Source organism: Streptomyces sp. NPDC101237 (assembly GCF_044767465.1).
Classification (GTDB): Bacteria; Actinomycetota; Actinomycetes; order Streptomycetales; family Streptomycetaceae; genus Streptomyces; species Streptomyces gramineus.
The window spans coordinates 260,873-287,208 of record NZ_JBIWNY010000009.1; the positions used below are offsets into that span (position 1 = coordinate 260,873).

Annotated in this window: 17 protein-coding genes; 5 read left to right on the plus strand and 12 right to left on the minus strand. The window is 74.5% G+C overall.

All coding sequences use genetic code 11. The features are described from left to right. Positions 1-37 precede the first annotated feature (37 nt). Positions 38-3,076, plus strand: a complete 3,039-nt coding sequence (locus ACIRQ9_RS17080; protein WP_404173140.1) for a lantibiotic dehydratase — start codon at positions 38-40, stop codon at positions 3,074-3,076. On the opposite strand, the gene ACIRQ9_RS17085 is transcribed toward ACIRQ9_RS17080, so the two are convergent. The 3 genes from ACIRQ9_RS17085 to ACIRQ9_RS17095 all read right to left on the minus strand — a co-directional run bounded on the left by ACIRQ9_RS17085 (position 2,998) and on the right by ACIRQ9_RS17095 (position 6,663). Next, positions 2,998-3,519 (minus strand): hypothetical protein, encoded by a 522-nt coding sequence (locus ACIRQ9_RS17085; RefSeq protein ID WP_404173143.1) that lies wholly within the window; start codon positions 3,517-3,519, stop codon positions 2,998-3,000. The two genes, ACIRQ9_RS17080 and ACIRQ9_RS17085, sit on opposite strands and share 79 nt — an antisense overlap. 376 nt (positions 3,520-3,895) lie before the next feature. After that, positions 3,896-4,927 (minus strand): LuxR C-terminal-related transcriptional regulator, encoded by a 1,032-nt coding sequence (locus ACIRQ9_RS17090; protein ID WP_404173146.1) that lies wholly within the window; start codon positions 4,925-4,927, stop codon positions 3,896-3,898. Between the two features lie 1,289 nt (positions 4,928-6,216). Then, positions 6,217-6,663 (minus strand): nuclear transport factor 2 family protein, encoded by a 447-nt coding sequence (locus ACIRQ9_RS17095; protein WP_404173150.1) that lies wholly within the window; start codon positions 6,661-6,663, stop codon positions 6,217-6,219. Between the two features lie 355 nt (positions 6,664-7,018). Here ACIRQ9_RS17095 and ACIRQ9_RS17100 point away from each other — a divergent pair, with 355 nt between their 5' ends. From ACIRQ9_RS17100 to ACIRQ9_RS17115, 4 genes are all read left to right on the plus strand, one after another. Beyond that, positions 7,019-10,087 (plus strand): BTAD domain-containing putative transcriptional regulator, encoded by a 3,069-nt coding sequence (locus ACIRQ9_RS17100; RefSeq protein ID WP_404173153.1) that lies wholly within the window; start codon positions 7,019-7,021, stop codon positions 10,085-10,087. A 62-nt stretch (positions 10,088-10,149) separates the two neighbouring features. Beyond that, complete coding sequence (locus ACIRQ9_RS17105; RefSeq protein ID WP_404173156.1) at positions 10,150-12,270, plus strand: AAA family ATPase; 2,121 nt, start codon at positions 10,150-10,152, stop codon at positions 12,268-12,270. Between the two features lie 135 nt (positions 12,271-12,405). Then, positions 12,406-12,582, plus strand: a complete 177-nt coding sequence (locus ACIRQ9_RS17110) for a hypothetical protein (protein ID WP_404173159.1) — start codon at positions 12,406-12,408, stop codon at positions 12,580-12,582. Positions 12,583-12,789: 207 nt separating this feature from the next. Beyond that, the gene (locus tag ACIRQ9_RS17115; RefSeq protein ID WP_404173162.1) at positions 12,790-14,097 is read left to right on the plus strand and encodes a helix-turn-helix domain-containing protein; all 1,308 of its coding nucleotides are present in this window, start codon (positions 12,790-12,792) and stop codon (positions 14,095-14,097) included. A gap of 73 nt (positions 14,098-14,170) precedes the next feature. On the opposite strand, the gene ACIRQ9_RS17120 is transcribed toward ACIRQ9_RS17115, so the two are convergent. The 9 genes from ACIRQ9_RS17120 to ACIRQ9_RS17160 form a co-directional block, all read right to left on the minus strand. Next, a complete protein-coding gene (locus ACIRQ9_RS17120) occupies positions 14,171-14,920 on the minus strand; it encodes a class I SAM-dependent methyltransferase (protein WP_404173165.1) in 750 nt (249 codons plus the stop codon). A gap of 97 nt (positions 14,921-15,017) precedes the next feature. Beyond that, a complete protein-coding gene (locus ACIRQ9_RS17125) occupies positions 15,018-15,215 on the minus strand; it encodes an MbtH family protein (protein WP_404173168.1) in 198 nt (65 codons plus the stop codon). Positions 15,216-15,369: 154 nt separating this feature from the next. Then, complete coding sequence (locus ACIRQ9_RS17130; protein ID WP_404173171.1) at positions 15,370-16,452, minus strand: GntG family PLP-dependent aldolase; 1,083 nt, start codon at positions 16,450-16,452, stop codon at positions 15,370-15,372. Next, on the minus strand, positions 16,439-17,962 hold the full coding sequence (argH, locus tag ACIRQ9_RS17135) for an argininosuccinate lyase (RefSeq protein WP_404173174.1): 1,524 nt from the start codon (positions 17,960-17,962) through the stop codon (positions 16,439-16,441). The genes ACIRQ9_RS17130 and argH overlap by 14 nt, the downstream gene beginning before the upstream one ends. Then, positions 17,959-19,191, minus strand: a complete 1,233-nt coding sequence (locus ACIRQ9_RS17140; RefSeq protein ID WP_404173177.1) for an ATP-grasp domain-containing protein — start codon at positions 19,189-19,191, stop codon at positions 17,959-17,961. Before ACIRQ9_RS17140 ends, argH begins: the two co-directional genes overlap by 4 nt. Further along, positions 19,188-20,246 (minus strand): pyridoxal-phosphate dependent enzyme, encoded by a 1,059-nt coding sequence (locus ACIRQ9_RS17145; protein WP_404173180.1) that lies wholly within the window; start codon positions 20,244-20,246, stop codon positions 19,188-19,190. Before ACIRQ9_RS17145 ends, ACIRQ9_RS17140 begins: the two co-directional genes overlap by 4 nt. Then, positions 20,221-21,228, minus strand: a complete 1,008-nt coding sequence (locus tag ACIRQ9_RS17150; protein WP_404173182.1) for a GHMP kinase — start codon at positions 21,226-21,228, stop codon at positions 20,221-20,223. The genes ACIRQ9_RS17145 and ACIRQ9_RS17150 overlap by 26 nt, the downstream gene beginning before the upstream one ends. Before the next feature lie 129 nt (positions 21,229-21,357). Further along, positions 21,358-25,365, minus strand: a complete 4,008-nt coding sequence (locus ACIRQ9_RS17155; protein ID WP_404173185.1) for an amino acid adenylation domain-containing protein — start codon at positions 25,363-25,365, stop codon at positions 21,358-21,360. Beyond that, the coding region (locus tag ACIRQ9_RS17160; protein ID WP_404173188.1) for a non-ribosomal peptide synthetase at positions 25,362-26,336 on the minus strand (975 nt) is incomplete at its 5' end. The genes ACIRQ9_RS17160 and ACIRQ9_RS17155, both read right to left, overlap by 4 nt.

Genomic DNA, 26,336 nt, shown 5'->3' on the forward strand with positions numbered 1-26,336 from the left:
TCCCGCCCCGCTTCCCGCTCTTCCGAGAGGAGCCCCCGTGTCCGGCGACGTCACCGTGGTCCACGTAGGCGAGCCCTGGCCCGAGCACTGGTCCGTGTCCCTCTACCTGTGCGGCCCCACGCCCCGGGACCCCGCCCTGGAGTCCTGGCGGCCGCGCGCCGAACGCCTGCTGCGCGAGCGCTGGACCGGCGACGGCCGGCTCGCCGTCTTCCTGCCCGAGGCTCCCGAGGGCGGGTCCGAACCGCCGTACCCGCAGCAGGTCGCCTGGGAGGAGGCGGCGATGCACGCGGCCGACGCCACCCTCTTCTACGTCCCCCGCGACCTGGCCACCCTGCCCGGCCTGGTCACCAACGTGAAGTGGGGCGCCTGGCACGACCGCGGGCGGGCGGTGCTCGGCTCGCCGCCCGACGCCCAGCGCAACGAGTACCTGCTGCACTTCGCGGAGATGCTCTCCGTGCCGGTAGCCCACGACCTGCCCGGCGCGGTCGAGGCGGCCCTGGACCTGGCCGGTCCCGGCGACCGCCGCGAGGGCGCCGACCGGCACGTCCCGCTCGCCCTGTGGCGGTCCCCGGAGTTCCGCGCCTGGCACGCCGGACTGGCGGGGCGCGGCGACGCGTTGGCCGGCGGGCGGCTGCTGTGGAGCCGCGGGAACCCCGTCACGGACTGGGTGTTCGAGGCCCGGCTGCGGTCCGCCGCCACCGGGCGGGAGCGCACCGAGCTGGCCTCCCGGGCCGGGGAACCCCCGCCCGCGCTCCCCGGGCACCTCGCCCCGCTGGGTTCGACCGGCTGGTCCGTGTGGCGCGACGTGATGCTCCGCGGCGCCGGGTTCCCCGCTCGCGACCTCACGGCCCTCGCCAGTCCCTCCCTCGCCGCCGCGGCCGATCTCGCGGCCGGCGGCGACCCCACGGCCGCGGCCGACTACCGGCACGCCTACGAGCGGGCGGTCGACGACCTGCGCGCCGGGGTGGCCCACACGGCCGGGTCGCCCGCCTTCCGCGAGGCCGTGCTCTGGCAGAACCAGGCCGTGGTCCACCACCATCTGGACAAGGCGGCGGCGGGCGGCCCGCGCAACGCGCAGGGCCGCCGCAACGAACGCGTGGTCGCCTCCTATCTCCAGCGCTACACGTTGAAGAACGACACCATCGGCTGGTTCGGGCCCGTCGGATGGGCCCGCTGCACCGAGGACGGCGACCCGCTGACGGTTCGTCCGGGCCCGGCGCTCACCTCCGAGCGGCACACCTTCTTCGAGAACTGGGCCGTGGACGCCCTGGCCGCCGCCGTGGCTCGGACGCCCGGCGTGCTGCCCTGGCTGGTACCGCGCCCGGTCACCTCGCACGCCCGGCGCGGACGCACCCTGCTGCGTCCGCGCCGGGCGCCGCGCGAACTCACCGACGCCGAACTGGCCCTGCTGGACCTGTGCGACGGCCGGCGCACCGCCGCCGAGGTGTCCGCCGCCGCCCCCGGCGGCCCCCGGGCGGCCCTGACGGTCCTGGTACGACTGCACGACGAGGGCGTCCTCCGCCTCGACCTCACCGGCCCCGTCGAGGCCCGCCCGGAGCGCACCCTGCGCCGCACGCTGGCCCGGATCGGCGACCCGGAGGTGCGGGCCCGCGTCCTCGCCCCGGTGGACCGGCTGGAGCGGCTTCGAAAGGACGTCGCCGCGGCGGCCGGCGACCCTGACCGGCTGGATCCGGCGCTGACCGCGCTGCGCGGCGCGTTCGAGGAGATCACCGCCCGGGACGCGACCCGCCGCGCGGGCGCCGACTACGCCGGGCGCGCCCTGGTCTACGAGGACACCGCCCGGGACGTCCAGGTCGGCCTGGGCCCCTCGCTGCTGTCGGAACTGGCCGCACCTCTCGGCCTGCTCCTGGACAGCGCCGACTGGCTCGTACGACGGGTCGCCGACGGCTACCGACCGCTGTTCGACGCCCTGTACGACCGCGAGAGCCGGCGCACCGGCCGCGCGGAGGTCCCGCTGGCCTGGCTGGTGGCGCTGGCGGCCGACCGGCTGTCCACCGGTCACCGCAGCGTGCCCCCGCCGGTCGGGCGGGCCGTCGCGGAGTTCCAGGAGCGGTGGCGGCGGGTGCTGCCGCTGCCCGACGCGCCCCGCTGCACGGTGGACGCCGCCTCGCTCGCCGCGGCCGTGGCGCGGGAGTTCCCGGCCGGACCGCTGCCCTGGGCGGCCGCGACGCACCACTGCCCCGACCTGATGATCGCGGCGACGGGACCGGAGGCGGTCGCGGCCGGCGACTGGGAGGGGGTCCTCGGCGAACTGCACGTGGCCACCAACACCGTGGAAGGCCGCGCCTTCGTCGACCGGCACCCCGCACCGGAACGGCTGCTGCGGGCGGCGGAGGCCGACCACGCGGGCCGCCGGGTGTACGCCGTGCCGCCGAAGGACTCGCTGTTCGTCAGCTCCCGGCTGGCGCCGCCCTCCGCGCTGCTGTCGCCGGAGTACCGCTACTGGTCGTGGGCGGAGGGGCAGGACTCGGCAGAGGTGCCGGGGACACCGCTGCCCGCGGGCGGGCTGCTGGTGCGCCGGGAGGGCGAAGGGCTGGTGGTGCGCGCAGGCGACGGCACGCGCATCACGCTGCTGGAGGCGCTCGGCGAGTTCCTGAGCGCGGCGGTGGCCGGCGCGTTCAGCCCGTTCGCGGCGGCGCCGCACCGGCCGCGGGTGACCGTCGGCCGGCTGGTGGTGGCCCGGGAGTCCTGGTCGGTGCCCACCGCCGGGCTGACCTGGATCCACGAGACCGACGAGGCGACCCGGTTCGCCGCCGCCCGTCGGTGGCGGGCCGGACTGGGCCTGCCGGAGCGGGTGTTCTACCGGGTGCCGCAGGAACTCAAGCCGATGGCGGCGGACTTCGGCAGCCTCGCCCTGGTCGACCTGATGGCCAGGACGCTCCGCGCGGTACCGGAGGGACCGGAGGCCGCCGTCACCCTGACGGAGATGCACCCGGGACCGGACCGGCTGTGGCTGCCGGACGCCTCCGGCGCCCGCTACACCAGTGAACTGCGGTTCGTCGCCACCCGCTCCGGTTCCCGCGGCGCGAGGGTCAGCTCCAGCACGAGCGCCTGACTCCGCGCGGACAGCGCCCGGTTGAACCCGGCCGGGAGATAGAGGACCTCACCCGCCCGGAGCCGGTGCCGCAGCGGGCCGACTCCGGCGGGCCAGTCCGTCCCGAGCGGGGTGAGGCGCGCCTCGACGGCCCCGCGCAGCTGAAGCAGGAACGTGTCGGCCGCGACGGGGCCCTCCTCGACGCCGTCCCCGGCCGGGACCGTGCGGTAGGCGGCGCGGGTCCCGCGGCCGACGAGCGCGCCGAGGCGTTCGGCGAAGTCCAGCGCCGGTTGCCGCCCGGCCGCGCCGGACCGCCCGTGGGCCGCGGCCAGGGCGAGGACGACGGTGGCCTCGCCGCGCGGCCAGACCACCGCCGCGCTGCGGCCGCCGTGGGCGGTGAACGTCCACGCCATGTCGGTGACGAAGGTCTCCAGATCGGCCCGGAAGACCGCTGCTGCGTCCATGCACATCTCCTGATCCGGGGCGCGCGGAGGCACTGCGGGGGATCCCCCGGCGGGGGGCAGCGCTCCGCCGACGTGGTGGGGGCCGGATCCGGTGAGCGCTCGTGATCCGTGGTGTGCCCGCGGCCGTGACGCGGAGGTACTACGGGACCGCACCGCCCGGGTCGCCGCCGCCGGGGACGCGCGGGCGACGACTGCGTGGACGGGAGACCGACGCTCGGGCCCGGCGACTCCTGGGCACGAGCGGTGGGGGGGCGCGGACGGACCGGCGGCACGCGACGCGGGATCCGGCGGGAACCGTCCTGCAGGTGCCGTCGAGTCGGTGCCGACACCCGCGATGATCGTGACTATGGACTACCTGGCCGGGCCGCGCAAGTCACTATTCCCTGCCACTGCCTTCCTGTTGACGGTCCGTCAGTCCGGCGCGCGCGGCGAGCACTCCGGCCTGGAAGCGGCTGTCGGCACCGAGCGCCTCCATGATGTCGGCGATGTGCCGGCGGGCGGTGCGCAGCGACATCCCGAGGCGGCGGGCTATCGACTCGTCCTTCAGCCCCGCGGCGAGCAGGGCCACGATGGTCTGGTGGATCTCCTTGGCCACCTGTTCCAGGCCGTCCTGGGCGGCGTCGGAGAACGGGGTGGCCCGGATCCAGTACTGCTCGAAGATGTCGTGGAGATAGCCCACGATGGTGGGTTCGCGCACCGCCACCCCGCCCCAGCTCCCGGTCCGTTCGGGCAGGAAGGCGAGGCTCTTGTCGTAGATGATGACGCGCCCGAAGAGCTCGTGCGAGGTCCGGTATTCGGCGCCGAGCGCCGTCGCCGCCGCCACGTACGCCTGGCTGGGGCCGTTGAAGCGGGCCGTGTGGTGGTAGAGGGTGCGCATGCGCACGTTCCGGGAGAGCAGGGCGTGGTCGCGGCCCAGGGCCTCCTCCATCGCCTCCGGGACCCGCCCGCTGCCGCCGGGCTGACTGCTGACCACTTCCTCCTGGCACTCGGCCGACGCCCGGTTCAGGGCGGCCCTGACCTCCTCCATCGTGGGGATCACCTCGACGGTGAAGTCGCGGTTGCCGGTGCGGCCGGCGAAGAAGTGGTCCCGCAGGCGGTCTATCTTCCCGTGGACCAGGTCGAGTTGCTCCTCCTGCTGGCGGATGGCGGCCCGTAGTGGCGCGGTCAGGGTGGCGGCCACGGCGTCGGGGTCCACGACCCTGACCTCGTCCGGAGCGTCCCGCGCGGGTCGCGCGAGACCGAGGGAGGTCAGCCGCTTCAGCGCGGTGGCGGCTCTCTCCTGCGAGAGTCCGAGCTCCGAGGCCGCGTGGTCGGCCCGGCCGCTGCCCCCGTCGACAATCCATCCGTAGACGAGGATGTCGTCCTCGTCGATGAAAGGGGAGCCCGGTGACGGCTTCTGCTCGTTCATTCGTTCAGTATTTGCACAGTTGGTGAAGAATCCGGAGGAGATCGGGCATGGTTTTCTCCAACGTTGCGTGACCTTCCGCACACGACTCTATGCGCGTAGTGGCATCGTTGTCGCGTGAAGGTCTCCGGCGGCCGGACCCTCCCGGCGTGGATCATCCGGCCTGACGCGTCCCCCGGGCGGCCGGTCCGAGCGTTGCCGATCGCGAATCGGCCGAGGCTGAAGGAGGCCTGGAAACGGAGTGGTCGAATACGCCGTCGACGGCCGCCGGCGGTCGCCCCGTCCGGTGCCAACGTCTCTCGCCCGGCTTCCCGGAATGCCGCCGCCCGGCATGCGGCCAGAAGTCACCGCGCGCTTCGGGAGATACGTATCGGGCGCATGGGGCATGACATCGGAAGATCCATGTGAACTGGGCCGGGACCCGGGGAGGCGGCTGAAAAGGCGGCGGCACCGGCCGGCGCAATGAGTCCGAGGCGTGCTCCCGGTCGTGCGGAGCCGGTAATTCCCCGCTCCGCGCTTGCCGAGCCCCTCACCGGAGGAATTCATTTCCCCCGCGAAGGGCCCGGCGCCGGCCGTGCCGGGCACCGCCCCCGACCGGCATCGCTTTCGCCGGACGGAATTGCGCCGCACCGCGATTCGGCACAGCCCGCCAGCCGCCCCACTCCTCTCTTCGTTGCCGCTCCCACCTGCCCCTTCCCCCTCTCGCGGCGCGAGTGGTCCGGGCCCCGCGGCTCTCCCGCATTGACCGCGTGTAACGCGATCGCGTGACTGTCCTCTGGCCGGATTCGACCCCATACTGAGAAATGCAGAAGGCCGCGGGCGGCGAGCACCCGCGGCCACGGCGGAGAACGGGACCCACGGAGGGGCGCGGCATGGGGAGTCCTCCGCCGTACGGCGCGGACGGCGGACTCCCGCACCGCCCGGTCCCGGGTGCCGGTGGAACCCGTTGGCCGCGCCCCCGGGTTTCCGTACCGCAGGCATCCCCGTACGCTTCCGCGGCTCTCCGGCCGGCCGGGCGGGGGAGCCGTCGCACGCCGGACCATCGGTGTCGGGCGACGGTTTCGCAAAACAGCGGTGGAGTCCCCGGAAACGGCGCCGATTTCCTGCCCGAAGGGGAAAACCACTTCCTGTTCCCGGCCGCTCGGCGGGCGGACCCCACCCGGACACGGCACGGCTCCCGCCGTGACAGCTTCAGCAAACCGGTCCGCCCGGCCACCGCGCCCCGTACCCCTTCACGCCCGCGCGCGACGGCGGTCGCCCGGACCGCCGGCCGGCGAACGCCGGTCGGTGGATCACTGTGCCGCGGGGTCCTCGGGGTGCGCCGGCAGGACGCCCGGCGGGGGCGCGTAGTAGTAGCGCCTGCACTCCCGGACCAAGGTCTGCGCGGAGAGGGTGAACACGTCCGCGAAGTCCACTCCGTACGCCGCCCGCCGGGCCCCGCCCGGCGCCTGGTGCACCACCCGGCCGAGCACCACCACCCGGCCCTCGTCGGCCACGACGGTGTCCAGCTCGTGCCGCCGGAGCAGGGTCGCCTGCGCGGCGTGCGCGCTGAGCACTGCGTCCCGGCCCCGGTGCGGCGGCGCGCCGGGGTGGTCCAGCGTCACGTCCTGCTCCGTCAGGGAGGCGTACCCGTCGATGTCCCCGATGTCCAGGTAGTGGTAGGTGAGCATCACATGCTTCACCCCGGCTGCCGTCACCTTCGAACCGGCCGGGGGCACGGGGAAGTTGTCGCTGTTCATGACTGGATGACCGACCTCTCGCTCGGTGGAGGGGCGTGGCGGCGCCGACGGCTCCCACCGGGCGATCGTCCGGCCGTCCGCTGTCCTTCCGCTATCACCGCGGTTTCCCGCCCCGGCGGCCTGGTCACCCGCTGCTCGGATGCTGGTCACCACGGGCCACCCGGGGAAGCGGCGGACACCCCGGCGGCGGGCCGGGTGGCGGCGGGCCGGTCATGTCCCCGCCCTGACGAGGGCCCTGATCCACCCCTTGGTCAGCGCTGTTCAGCTACTGCTCAGGCCGCTGGGCAGCCGGGTCCGGGCCGTAGACTTTGCGGCCAGGCGCGCTGTGGCCTGCTGTGTGTGATGGGGAGGATTCATGGCCGGAGTGCACCTCGAGTCGCGTGACCGGGCAGTGGGATTCACCTTCCAAGTGCTGGGCGAGCTGAAGGTGTTCGACCGCGGCCAGGGCACGGTGCCGGTCACGGCGGGCAGGCAGCAGGTCGTCCTCGCCGCCCTGCTCCTGGAGAGCGGACGGCTCCAGAACTGCGACCACCTCATCCGGCTGCTCTGGGCCGAGGACCCCCCGGAGACCGCCCGCACCCAGGTGCAGATCTGCGTGTCCCGGATGCGCAAGACCCTGGCGGCCGCCGCCGTCGAGGCCGCCATCGAGACCCGGCCGCCCGGCTACGTCCTCCAGATCGACGACGAGGCCCTCGACCTCAATGTCTTCCGGCGCACCGTCGCCGAGGCCGCCACGCTCGGCGGCGAGGGCCGCACCGCCGAGGCCGCGGCCCTGCTGCGCGCGGCGGTCGGCCTGTGGCGCGGCCCCTGCCTGAACGGCATCCCCAGCGACGCGCTCGCCCGGGTGGCCGATCACATCGACGAGGAACGCCTCGCGGCCACCGAGTCGTTCATCGAGCTGGAGCTCTCGCTCGGCCGTCATCATCAGCTGACCGCCGAGATAGCCCGGCTGGTGGGGGACAACCCCTTACGGGAACGCTTCCGCGGGCAGTTGATGCTCGCCCTGTACCGCTCCGGCCGGCAGGCCGAGGCACTGGAGTCCTACCGGGAGGGCCGCGCCCTCCTCATGGACGAACTGGGTCTCCAGCCCGGCGAGGACCTGCGCCGGCTGGAGCAGGCCGTCCTGACCGAGGACCCCTCCCTGCGGCTGGAGCGCCCGGCCGCCACCGACCTGCGGGGCACCGGCCGGCCGCTCGGCGCGCCCGCGGCGGACCTCCCCGGGCCCGACGCGGTCGCCGACGAGGACGGCCACCCTCCGGCCCGCGCCGCCGTTCCCCGCCAACTCCCGGTCGACACCGCGGACTTCGTCGGTCACGGGCAGCTCGTCGCCGAGGCCGAGGGGGTCCTCACGAACACCTCGCCCGACCGGGCGCCGGGCATCGTCGTCGTCACAGGCCGCTCCGGCATCGGCAAGAGCACCTTCGCGGCCCGGGTCGCGCACCGGCTCGCCGAGTCCCACTTCCCCGACGGCCAGCTCTACTGCCAGCTGCGCGGCGGCCGGGCCGATCCCGTCGACCCCCGCGAGGTCCTCGGCCGGTTCCTGCGCGCCCTGGGCCTGCCCGGTCCCGCCATCCCCGACTCGCTGGAGGAGCGGGGCGAGATCTACCGCAGCATGCTCGCCGACCGCCGCATCCTGGTCGTCCTCGACGACGCCGTCGGCGAGGAGCAGATCTTCCCGCTGCTGCCCGGCGGCCGCTCCTGCGGGGTGCTCGTCACCAGCAGAGCCCGGCTCACCGCGCTCCCCGGAGCCCACCGGGTCACGCTGGACATCCTGGACGAACAGGGATCACTGGAGCTCATCGGGAACGTCGTCGGCACCGACCGTGTCGGCGGCGAACCCGAAGCTGCCAGGGCGCTGGCCGCCGCCGTCGGCGGACTGCCGCTCGCCCTGCGCATCATCGCCGCCCGGCTGGCCGCCCGCCCGCACTGGCCGCTCGCCTCGATGGTGCAGCGGCTCGCCGACGAACGGCGCCGCCTGGACGAACTGACCCACGGCGAGATGACCGTCCGCGCCAGCCTGTCCCTCACCTACGACGGACTGGCCGAGCGGGACCGCACCCTGCTGCGACTGCTCAGCCTCACCAAGGGGTCCACCTTCCCGAGCTGGATCGGCGGCCCCCTCCTGGACGCCCCGGACGCCTACCCGTACCCGTCCGACCTCATGGAACCCCTCGTCGACGTGCAGATGCTGGACGTCGCCGGAGTCGACGCCACCGGGGAGCTGCGCTACGGCTTCCACGACATCATCCGGCTGTTCGCCCGGGACCGGCTGGCCGCCGAGTCGGACGAGGGCGAACGGCGGGCCGCGATCCGCCGGGTGGGCGGGGCCTGGCTCGCGCTGGTCTGCGAGGCGCAGCTGCGGGTCCTCGGCACCCGCTACTTCGACGGGCCCGCCGCCCGCTGGAGCCCGCCCGCCGACCACGTCGGGACCGTCCTCGGCCGCCCCCTGGAATGGCTCGACACCGAACGCGAGAACCTCAGCCTCACCGTGGAGAGCCTCGCGCAGGAGGGCGAGGACGGCTACGCCTGGGAACTCGCGGTCAACCTCGCCCCGTTCTTCGAGACCCGCGGCTACCTCGACCACTGGGCCCGCACCCACCGCAAGGCGCTGACCGCGGTGCGCCGCAGCGGCAACCTGCTCGGCCAGGCCGCCCTGCTCGCCTCGCTGGGTTCGCTGCACCTCAACCGCCGCAACCTGCCCGAGGCCCGCCTGTCGCTGACCACCGCCGTCGGCCTCTTCGAGGAGCTCGGCCACTCCAAGGGGCTCGGGCTGTGCCGCCGCGATCTCGGTCTGCTGGAACGGCTGTCCGGCCACGACACCGCCGCGATGGACCTGTTCGAGCGGGCCGAGCGGCACTTCGGCGACGGCGACCCGTGGGCCCGCGCCTCCGTCCTCGTCCAGCGCGCGGTCATCCTGCTGCGGCGCGGTGACGTGGGCCGGGTGGAGGCCGAACTCGACGAGGCGCTGGAGATCTGGCGCGACCTCGGCTATCTCGGCGGACAGGCCCGGGTGCTCCAGCGCGCGGGCCAGCTGCACCTGTACCGCGGGCAGCCCGCCGACGCCCGCAAGGTGCTCACCGAGGGCCTCAGCATGGTCCGTGACGACGGTGACGTCATCGGCGAGGGGTATCTCCTGCACGACCTCGGCCGGGTCCACGCCCGCCTCGGCGAACTCACCCAGGCCGGCTCCTACTTCCACCGCGCGCTGGCCGTGCGCGAGGGCATCCTCGACCAGGCCGGCGCCGCCTCCGTCCGCGTCGACCTCGCCGACCTGAGCCTGCGCGGCGACGACACCGCGGAGGCCGGCGGGCTGCTCACCGACGCCCTGGAGGTCTTCGGCCGGCTCGGCATGGCCGAGGAGGAGGAGCGGGCCACCGGACTGCTCGCCCGGGTGGCCGCGGGTGGCGCCGTCGAGGGCCGGTGACGCCGACACCGCGATCGTGCACGTGCCGAGGAGCGCACCCGACCAGAGGTAGCAGTCGCCACATGAACCCGCACAGCGCTCCGGCGCCCCGGCGGCAGGCCCCCGACGCCCCCGCCCGGGACAGAGAAGAGACGTTTCTGCACCGCTTCGTCGGCCGGGAGAGCGAACTCGCCCGGTTCCGCGCCGCGCTGGACCGGCCGCCCGGTACCGTCCCCGTGCTGGCCCTGCACGGCCCCGGCGGCATCGGCAAGACCCAGCTGCTGCGCCGCTTCGCCGTCGAGGCCCGACGGCGGGGACGGCACGTCGTCGAGGTGGACGCGGCACGCACCGACCCCACCGAGGAGGCGTTCACCGCCGCGGCGGCCGTCCCGCGCACCGGACGGCCGGTGCTCCTGGTGGACGGCGCCGACCGGCTCGGCCCGCTGGAGGACTGGTTCCGGGACCGCTGCCTCACCGGCCTGCCGCCCGGCTCTGTGGTCGTGCTCGCCGGCCGCGAGCCGCCGGGACCGCGCTGGCGCACCGACCCGGCCTGGGCCGACACCCTGAGCGTCACACGCCTGGACCGCCTGTCCCGCGCCGAGTCGGCACGCCTGCTCCAGGACACCGTGCCCGGCCGCGTCACCGCCCGCCCCGCCCGGCTGGCCTTCGCCGCCGGCCACCCCCTCGCCCTGCGGCTCGCCGCCGGGGACCCGGACGCGCCGCACGGGGACGACTGGCAGCCCGCGCCCGAGATCGTCGCCGAACTGCTGGACCGGGTGGTCGGCCGCGTGCCCTCCGCCCCGCACCGCCAGGCCCTGGAGATCTGCGCGCACGTCCCCGACACCACCGAGGACCTGCTGCGGGCCTTCCTGCCGGAACAGGCCCACGAGGTCTTCGACTGGCTGCGCCGCCGGCCCTACGTCACCACCGGCCGCTCCGGAGTGCGGCTGCTTCCCGTGGTCGCCGAGGCCCTGGACCGCGACCTCGGCTGGCGCGCGCCCGACGCCTACCTCTCTCTGCACAAGGCGCTGCGCGCCCATCTCCAGGCGCTGATCCGCACCCGTCCCGAGCCCGTCTCGCTGTGCGGAGCGCGGGCCTTCAACCACATCCAGGCCCGCGGCCGGCACCTGTCCGGAACATCCGGGGCCGGCCGCGACGGGCAGACCGGGTCGGGTGCCGAGCCGGTGTACGAGACCACCTGCGACGCCGAGGACCTGCCCGCCGTCCGTGACCTCGCCCGCGAACGCCTCGGCACGGAGGGCGTGGCCGCCGTCGACTTCTGGCTGCACCGCAGACCACGGGGCTTCCGCCTCTACCGCAGCGCCCGCACCGGCGAACTCGTCGGCGTGCTGGGACTGCTGAACTTCGACCGGTGGGACGCGGTGGAGACCGCCATCGACCCGGTGGTCGCCGTCGTCCGCGAACATGTCGAGTCGCACCGGGACCTGCGCCCCGGGGAACGGGTCAACCTGGTGCGGTTCACCCTGCTGCGCCGCCGCCCGCACGACCTCGTGGCCGCCTCCGCCGGCATGCTCGCCCGTGTCACCCGCGAGCTGCACGTGCAGGACCGGCTGGCCTGGACCTTCCACGCGCGGGGCGGCGACGGCCCCGACCACCTGCTGGAGTACGCCGACTTCCGCCGTCTGCCGAGCGAACCGCAACTCGCCGCGCAGAGAGTCACGCTCTTCGGACACGACTGGGGGACCACTGGAATGAGCCAATGGTGCGATCTGCTCGACGACCGGGTGCTCTTCGGACTGCGCGCACCGGGCATCACCGGGCCGCCGCGCACGGCCGTCCTGTCCCGGGCGGCCTTCGACCGGGCCGTCCACGACCTGCTGCGCGACTGGCACCAGCGCGAGCGGCTGGCCGGCAACCCGCTCCTGCACGCCGCGTCCGTCGCCCGGCGCTCCGGCGACCCGGAGGAGAACCTGCGCCGACTCGTCGTACGGGCCATCGAGTCCATCGACCAGGACCCGCGGGCGAGAGGACAGCGCGCGGCGGTGTGGGCGACCTACGTCCAGGGCGGCAGCACCCAGCAGGCGGTGGCACGAGAACTCGCGCTGTCCTTCAGCACCTACCGGCGCTATCTCAAACGCGGTCTTGAACGCGTCTGCTGGCACCTGTGGGAGCAGGAGGTCACGTACGCCGCGCAGGCCGCCCTCCCCTCTTTCACCGCCTCGCCAGCAACCCCCGCCGGGTAGCCGGGCAGGGGAGAATCCGCAGGCCACGACGGCTATCCGAGAGGGATAGCGGCGTCAAAGTGACGTGATTGCAGCCACTCCTAGCTTTCTTTCCAGAGGTCCGGCAGAGGGCCCGGGGACAGGAAGGAAGCCACCATGAACAGCAACCTCGCAGTGGTCGTGAAGCCCGTGAGGGCCGCCGTCGTCGCCATCACCGCGGTCGCCGCCCTCCTGGGCGCGGTGGCGGCCGAGACCGCGGCGCACCCGCAGCGGACGGCGACCGTGCAGGCCGACGACGGCCCCTCCACGGACAACACCAACCCCTGGAGCTGACGACGCGCCGGCGGGGGCCGGGCACCGACGCGGCAGGGCCGGGAGGCCGCCGCGGGCGCCCGACCCCGCCGCGTCGGCGTTTCGGCGGGCACCCGGCAGCCACCGGCGACGTCCGCGACAGCACCGCGCAGCGGCAGCGGGCGGACCCATTCGGCGTCCCGCCCACCGGTTCCACCAGCACCTCGGAACGGCCCACCGGAGCACGTCATGAACGACATCCGAAACCGGCAGGATCTCGGCGTCCTGCTGAGAGACCACCGCCGGCGCGCCGGACTCACCCAGCGACACCTCGCGGACCTCACCACCGTGAGCGTGCGCGCCATACGCAACCTGGAACAGGGCAAGGTCCTGTCCCCCCGGCTGGACACGATCCGGCTGCTCGCGGACGGACTGCGGCTCGGCTCCGCCCAGCGCGAGACCCTGCTGGAGGCCGCCCGGCGCCCGCCCGGCACCGCGGACCGCTCCGGGGACGGCGGCTGCGGCCCCACCCCGTGGCTCGTCCGCACCCCGCTGATCGGCCGGGACACCGAACTCGCCGCCCTCACCGCCCTGTTGGCGCAGCCCGACGGGCGGCTCGTGTCGGTCGTCGGCATAGGAGGGGTCGGGAAGTCGCACCTGGCCGCCGAGGCCGTACGACGGGTCGCCGCCGACGGCACCCGGGTGCTGTGGCGAGCCCGTGGCGAGGAGATCCCCGACGGTGAACTCTCCGACCGCGCACCGGGGGAGACGACCGTCCTGGTGCTGGACGACGCCGAGACAGCGGACGGCGCCGGCCGGCTCGTCGAGCTGATGCGCGCCCATCCGCGGCTGCGCGTCCTGGTCACCGCCTGCGCGCCGTGCGGCGTGCCCGGCGAGCAGATCCTGCCCCTCGCCCCGCTGCCGGTGCCCGCCCCCGGCGCCGAGTCGGACCCGGAGCAGCTGGCCCGGGTGCCGTCCGTGCGGCTGCTGCGCGCCCACATCCGCGCCGCCAACCCGCTGTTCAGGCTGGACGACCCCGACACCGACGCCGCCGTCGTCGCCGAACTCTGCCGGCGCCTCGACGGACTGCCCCGGGCGCTGGAGTTCGCCGGCCGCTGGACGCTCGTCCGCGCCCTTCCGGAGCTGCTGGCCGAGGTGGAACGCAGCCCGTTCGGCCTGACCGCGCCGCCCATGACCGTCGACTCCTCACGGGATCTGATGGTCCGGCTGCGCCGCACCCTGGGCCGGCTCAGCCCGGCCGGGGTCTCCTTCATCGCCGCCGTCGCCCGCGACCACCGCAGCTGGTCGGTGGCCGAGGCGGCGGCGGCCGTCGGGACCACCCGCGCCGACGCCGCCGTCATCGTCTTCACCCTGGTGACCTACGGCCTGGTACGGCCGGAGGGCCCCGGCGGTGACGAACCGCGTTTCTCGGTGCTCAACCACGTCCGCCATCTGTACGCCGACGCGCGCCGCGAACCCCGGCGCTGGGGCACGACGGTGATGTACCGCAGCGGGCCCGAGGACCGCGTCCGCAAGGTGGCGGTGGGCGAGAGCTGACCTGCGGCCACGGACCGCGACCCGCCGGTGACACCCGGCGGGTCGTGGTCCGTGGCCGCAGGCCCGCACGGCGTCAGGCCAGTGTGAGGACGACACCGTAGTCCGGGCCGTGCCGTTCGGCCTCGGCCAGCTCCCAGCCGGTGCCCTCGGCCAGCTCTTCGAGCTCCGGCAGCGAGGCGAACAGGTAGTCGAACCAGTCCGTCACCAGCAGCCGGTGCCGCAGCCGCAGCCGCATCTGGCCGCTCATCCGGCCCTGGAGCCGGTTCGCCGCGAGGTACTGGGCGTGCTGCGCCCCGTCGAGCAGATAGGGGTCCATCCCGGTCCCGACGATCCGGGCCCCGGGCCGCGCCAGCCGGGCCAGCGTGCTGAGCAGCCGCGGGGCGCGCTCACGGCTCTCCAGCAGGCCGAGGTTGCGGCCCAGCAGCAGGAAGGTGTCGAAGCGTGCGCTCTCCGGCAGGTCGTCGACGGTGCCGAGGAACGTCTGCGCCAGCCCGCGGCGCCGGCACACGTCGAGCGCGTCGGCCGACACGTCGAGGCCCACGATCTCGCCGCCGCGGTCCTGGAAGGGGACCGCGAACCGGCCGGCCCCGACCCCGATGTCCAGGACCCGGCCGTGGAACCGGGAGAAGGCCCAGCGGTCCAGCGCGGGCCAGGCGTCGGGGCCCGTGAAGAAGCCCACGGCGTCGTAGCCGCTGATGTATCCGTCGTCGCGTTCACAGATCTCGAAATAGGCGTCCCGCGGCAGCCCCGCGGTGTGGCAGTCGAGCAAAAGCTGTCCCCACGCGTCGGCCGTGCGGGGCGTGAGCGGCTGTGCCGTGGTCATCCGCGAAGTCCTTTCCGGGCGTGTGCCCTGTCCTGGAGGCCGGGTACGGACGGAGGTGCCGGCGGACCGGGGTCCGCCGGCACCCCCGGTGCCGCGGTCAGGCGGCGGTGGCGGAGCGCAGGCTCAGCGGGCGCATGTCGGTCCAGGTGCGCTCGATGTGGTCCAGGCAGTCCTCCTTGGGACCGCTGACCCCGACCGCGCGCCAGCCCTGCGGGATGCTCCGGTCGGCGGCCCAGACCGAGTACTGCTCCTCGTCGTTGACGACGACGAGCCACTGCTGGGAGTTCTGCTGCATGACGGTTCTCCGATCGTGTGGTGGAGCTGTTTCGGGAAAGGGGTTCGAACGGGTGGAGCGGTGGTGCGTGTGGTAGGCGTGGTACGGATGAGGCGTGGACGTGGTCAGGGGTAAGAGGGCCGTCGCCGGACGGCGGCCGGTGCCGTCGCAGGGGTCAGACGGCGGCGGTCTGCTCCAGCAGGAGCTGCTGGAAGACCGCGAGGGCGCGGTCGACGTCGGCGTCGTCCACCCCCGCATGGGTGACGGCCCGGATCCGGCCGCGACCCAGCTCGGCGAGGCGCACGCCCTCCTCCCAGGCCCGCTCCATGAACCGGGCCTGGGTCAGACCGGGGGTGTCGACCCGGAAGAAGACCATGTTGGTCTCGACCGGCTCCACCACCACCCCGGGCAGCGTGGCCAGCCCCTCGGCCAGCCGGCGCGCCGTGGCGTGGTCGTCGCCGAGCCGCAGCGTCATCTCCCGCAGCGCGACCAGCCCGGCCGCGGCCAGCACTCCGGCCTGCCGCATGCCGCCGCCGAGCATCTTGCGGATGCGCCGCACCGACCGGACGAACTCGGCACTGCCCGCGACCATCGAGCCGACCGGCGCCGACAGCCCCTTCGACAGACAGAACTGCACCGAGTCCGCGTAACCGGCGATGACGCGCACCGGCACGCCGAGGACGAGCGCCGCGTTGAAGAGGCGGGCCCCGTCCAGGTGGACCGCCACCCCGCGGGAGCGGGCCAGGGCCCGGACCTCCGCCAGGTACTCCAGCGGCAGCACCCGCCCGCCGCAGCGGTTCTGCGGGTTCTCCACGCACAGCACGGCGGGCAGCGCGAACTGCGGGTCCTCGGGGTCCTCGGGGAAGGCGGCCTCCAGGTCGGCGAGCGCCATGGTGCCGTCGGCCCGGTTGGCCACCGGCTCGACGATCACCCCGCCGCAGTAGGAGGCGCCGCCGGCCTCGTAGACGTAGATGTCGGACTCGGCGCCCGCGAGGGCCTTGGTGCCGCGCGGGCAATGGGCCAGCAGGGCCGCCAGGTTGCCCATGGTGCCGCTCGGCATGAAACAGGCGTCCTCCATGCCCAGCAGCCCGGCGGCCAGCTCCTCCAGTTCACGGGCGGTGGGGTCCTCGCTGTAGACGTCGTCGCCGAGCGGCGCCCTGGTCATCTCCGCCAGCATGCGGGGCGTGGGCAGGGTGAAGGTGTCGCTGCGCAGTTCTACGACGCGCGCCGGGGCGGCGCCGGGGTCAGTGCTCGTCATGGGTGTCCTCCTCGGAATCGGGGCCGGCGGTCGCGGCGGTGTCCCGCGTCCTGCGGTGCACCAGGGCGACCGCGTCCCGCAGGCGCTCGTCGGCGTCGTGCCAGCGGGCGGTCTCCTTGGCCAACCGGGCGCGGTGGTCCTCCCAGCTCTGGCTGAGCGGTTCGTGGCAGCGGCGGAACGAGGCCGGACCGGGGCCGCCGCCGAACTCCGCCGCCCACCACACGCTCTCCGGCCGCAGGTCGGCGCGGTCGCCGGCCGGCAGATGGCCGTTCGCCTCCAGGGCCGCGCCGAGCGAGCCGGCCCGCCCCTCCACGACGGCGAGCGCGGCCTCCCCGACCTGGTGGTGGGCCCGCCGGAACGGCACCCCCTGGCGCACCAGCCACTCAGCGGTCGCGGTCGCATGGGTCAGGCCCGCCGTCGCCCGGTCGGCCATGGCCCGGGGCACCGGCCGGGCCCCGTCGTAGGCCATCCGCAGGATCTTCACCGCGTCGATCGTCGCGTCCAGCGCCGGCATCACATGGGTCATCGCCTCGGTGCCGACCGCGATGGAATTGGTGAACGGAGTGCCCCGCATCGCGCTCACCGCGGCCGTCAGCCCGCCGAGGGCGGCGGCCGACTTGCCCTGCACGTGCTCCAGGACGAACGCGTTGCGCTTCTGCGGCATCATCGAACTCGACCCGACCAGCCCGTCGGGGATCGTCAACAGCCCGAATTCGGCGCTCGACCACATCAGCAGGTCCAGGGCGGCCCGGTCGAGGGTGACGCCGAGGACCACGGCCGTCGACAGCAGCCGCAGCGCGGTGTCCCGGGCGGCGATGGCGTCCACCGAGTTGCGCACCGCCTCGCCGAACCCGAGGAGTTCGGCCGTGCGCCCCGGGTTGATCGGCACGGTCGTCCCGCCGATCGACCCGGCGCCCAGCGGGCACCGCTCCAGCAGCTCGCCGGCCTGGGCCAGGGCCCGGGCGTCCCGCTCGAAGGCCTGCGCCAGCCCGAGCAGGTAGTGGCCGTAGGTGACCGGCACGGCCGCCTGGAAGTGGGTGTAGGCGGGCATCAGCACCTCGCGGTGCTCGTGGGCGCGTTCCAGCAGCACCCGGCCCAGCTCGGCCAGCTCCTCCGACAGCCGCCGGTACGGCTCGCGCAGGGCCAGCTGGAGGCAGGTGACGCCGAGGTCGTTGCGGGAGCGGCCGGTCTGCAGGACACCGCCCGTCTCGTCGCCGAGGGTCTCGATCAGGTGGGACTCGTAGGCCAGGTAGAGGCCGCGCGGGGCGGGCACGCTCTCCAGGGCCCGGTAGTCCTGCTCGCGCAGTCCCGTGATCGCCGCGAGCAGGGTGGAGGCGGTCTCGGCGCCGACGATCCGGCGCTCGGCGAGCATGACGACGTGGGCGAGATCGACGTGGGTGATCCGGTCGAGCTCGGTCTTCCAGACGGGCCGCGGCGGGTCCCGCCGCTCCAGGAGCATGCGGCGGATCTCGGGATGGGCGGCGCTGCGCAGGCGGCCGGAGTCCGTCATGCCCGCACCCCCTGACGGGCCGCCAGGGACGGGGTGATGCGGCCCACGCCCTCCTCGGCGGCCGCGGCCGCCTCGGCGGCGGTCGCGCCCCGGGCCAGCACGTGCCCGATCCGGTCGCGGAAGTCGCCGCCCAGGGTGATCTCCGTGCCCGGCTCCCGGTAGGTCTCCACGTCGACCACGCCCGGAACGGCGCAGGCCCGTGCCACCCCGTCGACGCCGTGCAGCCGGCCGCTCTCGGCCGGGACCACGAACCGGATCGCCGCGCCCCCGGCCGCGGTCACGGCCACCGGCGAGGGACGTCCGGCGAACGCGGCGACCGTGCCCAGGATCAGGTCGGCGCCGGTCGCCTCCCGTACCAGCCGGGGGATCCAGCCGCCCGCCAGCCGCGGGTTGACCTCGATCAGGACGGGACCCGCGGGGCCCAGACGCAGCTCCACGTGGGCCGGGCCGAGGGCGATGCCGAGCGCCCGTACGGCCGCCTCGGCCGCCTCCGTGACCGCCTCCCGCGCGGCCGGGGCCAGGGCGGCGGGGAAGTCGTGCCCGGTCTCGACGAACAGGGGAGGTGCGCCGAGGTGCTTGGCGGTGATCCCGGCCACGGTGCCGTCGAGGACCTCGGCCGAGTACTCCGGGCCGCTCACGAACTCCTCGACGGTGACCCGGCGCGGCACCGGCCGGCCTCGCTCGTCGGACTCGCGGGACAGCAGGGCGCGGGCGTGCCCGGCCGCCTGCTCCGCATCCGCGCACAGCAGCACGCCGAGGCTGCCGCTGCCGGTGACCGGCTTGACGACCACCGGGTAACCGGTCCGCGCGGCCGCGGCCAGGACCTCCTCGACCGTGCCGGCCACCGTGAACCGCGGCACCCGCACCCCGGCCGCGGCGAGCCGGGCCCGCTGCGTGCCCTTGTCGCGGACCGCGGCCAGGTCGGCGGGGGAGTTGGCCGGCAGGCCGAGCGCGACGGCCGCCGCCGCGGCGGTCTCCACGTAGTAGTCGGAACTGGTGGCGACGCCCACGACGCGCCGTCCGACGGCCAGCCGGCGACAGGCGTCGACCACCGCCGGCACGCTGTCGGTGTCGGTGCGGACCACCTCGGCGCCGCCGACCGACGCGTACCGGGACCGGTCGGCGGCCAGCAGCACCGGGTGCAGCCCGAGCGCGCGGGCCGCCGCGGGGAACAGCCGCCCCGTACCGGTGGTGTTGCTCTCGACGAGGACGAACACGTCCTGGGTCATACCGTCGCTCCTTCCGCGAGGGCGACGACCTCGTCGCGGGTGCGCCGCTGCCAGGCGTACCGGGACCAGCTGCCGGCGGCCTGGACGGGATGGTCCAGGGTGCGCGGCGCCGAGGGCGGCGGGGTCAGGAAGCCGTTGCGACGCAGCCACACGTCGTTGTGCACGGTGTTGGTGTAGCGGTGGCCCTCGTCCGGGAAGAGCGCCATCACCCGCAGTTCCGGGTGCTGTTCGGCGTACCAGCTCGCCACGTGGTGCGCGGCGCCGCTGGTCGGCCCCATGTACAGCGCGTGCTCCGCGTGCAGCCGCCGGGTCGCGGTGAACGCGGTCCCCGCGTCCAGCCAGTGGATCTCGTCGAACAGCGTGTGCTCCAGGACCGGCGGCACCAGGCCGTTGCCGAGACCGCGCAGCTGCCGGGGCCCGGCGGGGGCGCCGAACAGCACACTGCCGGGGGTGTCCACGCCGATCAGCTTCAGCTGCGGGTTCAGCGCCCGCAGGAACGACCCGATCCCGGACGACGAACCGCCCGAACCGACCGGGCAGACCAGCGCGTCGAACGTGCCCATGCTCTCCAGCAGGAGTTCGGCGACCGCGCCGTACGACACCGGGTTCAGCGGATTGTCGTACTGGCCGGGGGTGTAGTAGGAGCCGAGCCGGGCCTGGATGCGGGCCACCCGGTCCAGGCGGGCCTGCTGCACCCCGCGGGTGCGCAGTTCGGGACCCGAGACGATGCTCACCCGGGCGCCGAGCGCCTCCAGCCGGCGGCGCAGGGGCGGTTCGATCGCCGGGTCCCCGACGAGGACCAGCGGAATGCCCTTGAGCCGGCACACCATCGCCAGCCCGAGCCCGAAGGTGCCGGACGTGGTCTCCACGACCGTGGTGCCCTCGGCGAGCTCGCCGGTCTCGATGGCACTGGTGAGGATGAACTGGGCGGGCAGCAGCTTCATCAGATGGAAGGCGGCCCCGTACACGTTGGGCCCGACCTGGATGACCTTGGGCAGGACGTGGCCGTCGACCACGCTCGTGAAAGCCCTACGACTGGTGTGCGTACGGGACATGAGTCTCGCTCCCGGCTGTGTAGCGCCAATGGTCGGTGATGCGCAGTTCCGCGAGCCGGCGGGCGGCCAGCGCGGTGCGCTGCTCCAGTCCCGGCCGCTGGGGTGCGAACAGGAGGCCGGCGACCGTGCCGCTGTGCGCCACCTGCACGCCCAGCGCCTCGGTCTCCTCGGCGATCTCCAGCACCCGGTCGAAGCGGGGCACCGGCAGGAACCGCTGGTTGATCCGCGCGCTCGCGGTGGAGATCCGGCCGAGCTCCCGGTGGTCGCCCCGGGCCACGGCCCGGCGCATGAGGCCGCGCAGCGCGCGGAAGCACTCGATCTCCCAGGCGTTGTACCGAGCCCTCGGCAGCGCCAGGGTGTCCACCTCCCGCTCCGTCGAGGAGAAGCCGACCACCGTGAGCGGTGGCACCGGCCGGTGGAAGTCCTCGATGACCGCGCCCTCGCGGTGCGCGAACAGCAGCATCCGGTCGAAGTAGATCAGGGGGTCGGTGGCCGCCTCGGCGGCGACCGCGATCCGGGCGATCCGCTCCGGCGCCAGGTTGCGGCCGACCGCGGCCAGCACCGCCAGGATCGTCGAGGTCACGTCGCTGGTCGACGAGCCGAGGCCGCGGCCGACCGCGATGTCGCCCCGCAGCTCCAGCTCCCCGCCGTAGGCGCTCATGCCGAGCACCTCCAGGGTGGTGCGGGCGGCGGCCAGGGCCTTCGTCTTCCACGACGGGGTGACCGTCAGTTCCGGCTCCCAACGGCTCAGCCGTACCGTCGCGTTGCTGGCGAACAGCGGGCAGGGCAGCGTCACCAGACCGCGGCGGAGCCTGCCGTCGTCCTCGAACACCCCCTGGAGCAGTTCACCGTGGTGGCTGGGGGCGGTTCCGGTGCCCATGAGCACGCCGTGCTCCAGGTGCGGGGGGTCCAGCTCCCTCTGTGCCTGGCCGTGCGTGTCCTGTGCGGACAGCACGTCCTGGCTCTGCACGCCGATCTTCACCTACGCCTCCTCGGACGTTCGGGTAATGGAGGTCACGCGTTCTGCCGCGCGGGCGGCGGGCCGGGGGAGCGGGGCCGCTCGGGCCCCGCGTCCGCCCGGCTTCGTTCCTTGTCGGGCCTTCGTTCCGGGTCAGGCGTCCGGGGGACCGGCGGGACGGCCGGCGCTCTGGTGCGGGCCGACGATCGCGGCGATCCGCGCGGCCAGTTCGGAGACGTGCGGAGGGTGCACCATGTCGTGGTGGTTGCCCGGCACCGGGACGGTGCGGACCCGGCCGCGGGTCAGCGCCTGCCAGGCGTCCGGGTCGACGTCGGGGCTCTTGAGGGTCGGGTGGGACTCGGAGACGGTGAGCAGGTGGACGTCCGCGTGGACGACCCCGCCGGGCCGGTAGCGGCCGGCGGCCTCCCCGTTGGCGCGGGCGACCTCGACCATGCGGCGCACGGCCGTCGACTCGATCCGGTCGGGGAGCCGGCCGTCCTGGTGGGACTGGCGGACCAGGGCGGCGATGAGCGCGTTGTCGTCGAGGTCGTCCATCTCGTCGGACGACAGTCCGGCGTCGGCCCCGAACCGGGACAGCACGTCCTCGTCACCGACGAGGTCCGCCGAGCCCGGCACCGGCGAGTCCAGCAGCACCAGCGCGCCGACCTCGCGGCCCGCCCGCTCCAGCCGCACCGCCATCTCGAACGCCACCACCCCGCCGAACGACCAGCCGCCCAGCAGCACCGGGCCTTCGGGGTCCAGCTCCGCCATCGCGGCGAGATAGCGCTCGGCGATCTCCTCCACGGTGCGCAGCGGCGCCGTGTCCGTGTTGTAGCCGACCGCCTCGACGCCGTACAGGTCGACGGCGCCCTCCAGCTCCCGCGCCAGGCCCATGTACGAGCTGACACCGCCGCCGTGCGGATGGACCAGGAACAGCGGCGAGCGGGTGGCGGGCGAGGCCGACGACAGCGGGACCAGCAGCCGCTCGGAGACCGCGGACAGGCCGGGGAGCGCACCGCACAGCGCCTCGATGGTGGGGGACCGGAAGAAGGTGCTGAGCGGCACGCTCACACCCAGCTCCCGCCGTACCGCCTCGACCAGTTCGAAGGCGCTGAGCGAGTTGCCGCCGGCGGCGAAGAAGTCGTCCCGCACACCCACCGGGGACCGGCCGAGGACCCGCTCGCAGATCGAGGTGACCCGCAGCTCCAGCGAGTCGCGGGGCGCGACCTGCTCGGCGCCCGCGTCGGCGGCCGCCTCCGGCAGCTGCTTGCGGTCCACCTTGCCGTTCGGCGTCAGCGGCATCCGCTCCAGGCCGACCAGTACGGCCGGGACCATGTACTGCGGCAGGTGCTCCCGCAGGTGGGCGCGGAGTCCGGGCTCGTCGGGCGCGTCCCGCCAGGAGACGTAGCCGACGATCCGCCGGGCCATGTCCTCGCCCGCCGTGATCACCGCCGCCCGGTCCACCGAGGGATACCGCTGGAGGACCGACTCGATCTCGCCGAGTTCGATGCGGTGGCCGCGGATCTTGACCTGGGTGTCCTCCCGACCGATGAACTCCAGCCTGCCGTCCGGCCGCCTGCGGGCCAGGTCACCGGTGCGGTAGAGCCGGCCGCCGGCCCCGAACGGGTCCGGCACGAACCGCTCCGCCGTGAGGGCGGGCCGCCCGGCGTAGCCGCGGGTGACGCCCGCGCCGCCGATGACCAGTTCGCCGACGGCGCCGATCGGCACCAGCCGCATCCGGTCGTCCACCACGTGCACCGTGGTGTTGGCGATCGGCAGACCGATCGACACCGGCTCCCCGGGACCCGGGGGCGTGATCAGCTCCACGGTCGAGTAGACGCTGGTCTCGGTGGGGCCGTACACGTTCCACAGCCGGGACACCCGCGGCGCCAGCTCCTGGGCGAGCTGCGCGGAGAGCGCCTCACCGCCGGAGACCGCCTGGAGGTCGCCGCCCTGCCAGCCGCTGAGCAGCAGCAGGTGCCAGGTGGCCGGTGTCGCCGCCATGACCGTCGTCCCCGACTCCGCCACGATCCGGGCCAGGGCCGCGCCGTCCGCGGAGGTCTCCCGGTCCACCAGCACCACCCGGGTGCCGTGGGCGAGCGGCACGAACAGCTCCAGCACCGACGCGTCGAACGCCACGGTGGTCACCGCGCACAGCACGTCGTCACCGGACAGGCCGAGGGTGGCGCCGATGTCCGCGACGAAGTTCACCAGACCGCGGTGCGGGACCATCACGCCCTTGGGGCGGCCCGTCGAACCGGAGGTGTAGATCACGTACGCCAGGTCGTCCTGGCCGACCGGCGCCGCCGGTCCGCTCCCCTCGGGCACCCGCGGGGGCCGGCCCACGTCGATGACCCGCACGTCCGGCGCCGGGTCCAGCCGGGCCACCAGCTCCGGGCGGCCCAGCAGCAGCCGGGCCCCGCTGTCGGCCAGCACGTACGCCAGCCGCTCCGGCGGATAGTCGGACTCCAGGGGCAGATAGGCCGCGCCGGACTTGAGCACCGCCAGCAGCGCCACCAGAAGGTCCGGGGACCGCTCGACCATCACGCCCACCGGGGCGTCCTGGCCGGCGCCCTCCGCGCGCAGCACGGCGGCCAGCGCCGAGGCCCGCCGCACCAGTTCGGCGTAGGTGAGCCGCTCGCCGTCCAGTCCCTCCACGGCGACCGCGTCCGGGGTGCGGGCGGCCTGCCGCTCCACCAGGTCCGGCACGAGCAGCGGCGACTCGGGGCCGGCGGTGTCGTTCCAGTCCGAGAGCAGCAGCCGCTCCTCCGCGGGGGCCAGCAGATCGAGGTCGCCGATCCGGGTCTCGGGCCGGCGCACCGCGTGCGCCAGGATCCGCCGGTAGTGCTCGGCGAACCGGGCGACGGTGTCGGCCTCGAACAGCTCGGTCGCGTAGGAGATCAGCACCTCCATGCGCCGGCCCCGGGTCACCACGGTGACGTCCAGGTCGAAACGGGCGGTGTCCGCCTCGACCGGCAGCGACCTGGCCGACACCCGGGGCAGCCGCAGCTGCGAGGCCTGCTCCTCGACCAGGTTGAACAGCAGCTGGAACAGCGGGTTGCGGCTCAGGTCGCGCTCCGGCCGCAACTCGTCCACCAGCACGTCGAACGGCACGCCCTGGTGCTCGTACGCCTCCAGGGTGGTGCCCCGGACCCGGGACAGCAGCTCGGCAAAGGTCGGGTTGCCGTCCAGGTCGGTGCGGAGCAGCACCGTGTTGACGAAGAACCCGATCAGGCCCTCGGTCTCCTGGAGCGTACGGCCGGACATCGGCACGCCCACGGTCACGTCCCGGCTGCCGGAGTGCCGCGACACCAGCGCGGCGAACGCCGCGAACAGCACCATGAACGGCGACACGTGGTACTTCTGGGCGAGTTCCCGCACCCCGTCGGCGACGGCCGGGTCGATCACGTGCGAGACCCGGGCGCCCGCGCCGCCGCGCACCGCCGGCCGGGGCCGGTCGCCGCGCAGCTCGGTCGGGGTCGCCCCGGCCAGGGTCCGCTTCCAGAACTCGACCTCGGCGGCCGCCTCGGGCGTCTCCAGCTGCCGGGCCGCCAGGTCCGCGTAGTCCTCGTACTGGATCGGCAGCTCGGGCAGGTCCGGACGGCCGCCCGCGGTGAACGCCGCGTAGGCCTTGGAGAGTTCCTGCCAGAGGATCTGCATGGACGCGGCGTCCACGGCGATGTGGTGCACGACCACGGTGAACAGGTAACGCTGCTCGGGGAGTTCGGTCAGCCGGGCGCGCAGCCAGGGGCCGGTGGCGAGGTCGAACCGGCCGCTGATGTCCGCGTCCCGGAGCCGGTACGCCTCCTCGTACGCCGGTCCGACCGCCAGATAGCGCAGGTCGGTGCGCTGGAGCCGTACCGCGGACGCCGGTCCCACCCGCAGCCGCGGTCCGCCGGCGGCGTCCTGCACCACCCGGGAGCGCAGGATGGTGTGCCGCTCCACGACCAGCCGCAGGGCGGCGGCCAGGGCGTCCACGTCGAGCAGCCCGGCCAGTTCGAAGACCTGCGCCATGTTGTACTCGACGAGTTCCGGACGGAGGTGCTCCAGGAGCCACACCCGTCGTTGCGCCGCCGACAGCGGCCCGTCCACGGCGGGACCGGAGCCGGTCCCGCGCCGCGCGGTCTCCACCGCGCGTTCCACGATCGGACTTGTCGTCATCGGGACGTCCTCCCGTCGGCCGTACCGGACGCGGGCAGCAGGTGTCCGACCGCTTCCGCCATGGTGCGGATGGTGGGGTTGTCGAAGATCAGCGCGAGCGGGATGTCGGGGGAGAGGGCGGTCCGCAGCCGGGAGACGATCCGGGTGGCGAGCAGTGAATGCCCGCCCAGCGCGAAGAAGTTGGCGTGCACGTCCAGCTCCGGCCGGCCCAGCACCTCCGACCAGATCCCCGCGACCAGTTCCTCGGCCGGCCCACTCGCCCGGGTGGCCGTTTCCTCGGCGGCGGCCTTCGGTTCGGGCAGCGCCCGGTGGTCCGTCTTGCCGTTGGCGTTGACGGGGATGCGGTCCAGGACGGTGATGCTGGAGGGGATCATGTAGAGGGGCAGCCGGTCACCGAGATGGGTGTCGAGGTCGGCGAGGAGTTCTTCGTCGCCCACGGCCGCGGGATGCCGGACGGTGATGTAGGCGGCGAGGCGCTGGTCGCCGGGGACGGGTTCCCACTTGGTGACGACGGCTTCGTTGACGCCGGGGTGGCGGCGCAGGGTGTGCTCGATCTCGGCGGGTTCGATGCGGATGCCGCGGATCTTCACCTGACTGTCCGCGCGCCCCAGGAAGACCAGGGAGCCGTCGGCGCGCCGGATGCCCCGGTCGCCCGTGCGGTACAGCCGGGTGCCGGGCACCTCGGGGTGCGGCAGGAAGGCCGCGGCGGTCTTGCGGGCGTCACCGAGATAGCCGCGGGCCAGGCCCACGCCGCCCAGGTACAGCTCCCCGGGGATGCCGTCCGGGACGGGGTTGAGGTGCTCGTCCAGCAGCAGCACCTCGTTGTTGGCGAGGGGACGGCCCAGCGGGACGTCCGCGTCGTGGTCGTCGGTGGTGCAGGTGTGGCTGGTGGAGTCGATGGAGACTTCGGTGGCGCCCCATTGGTTGTGGAGGCGGGCGGGGGTGTGGGCGAGTCGGTCGTGGAATTTGGC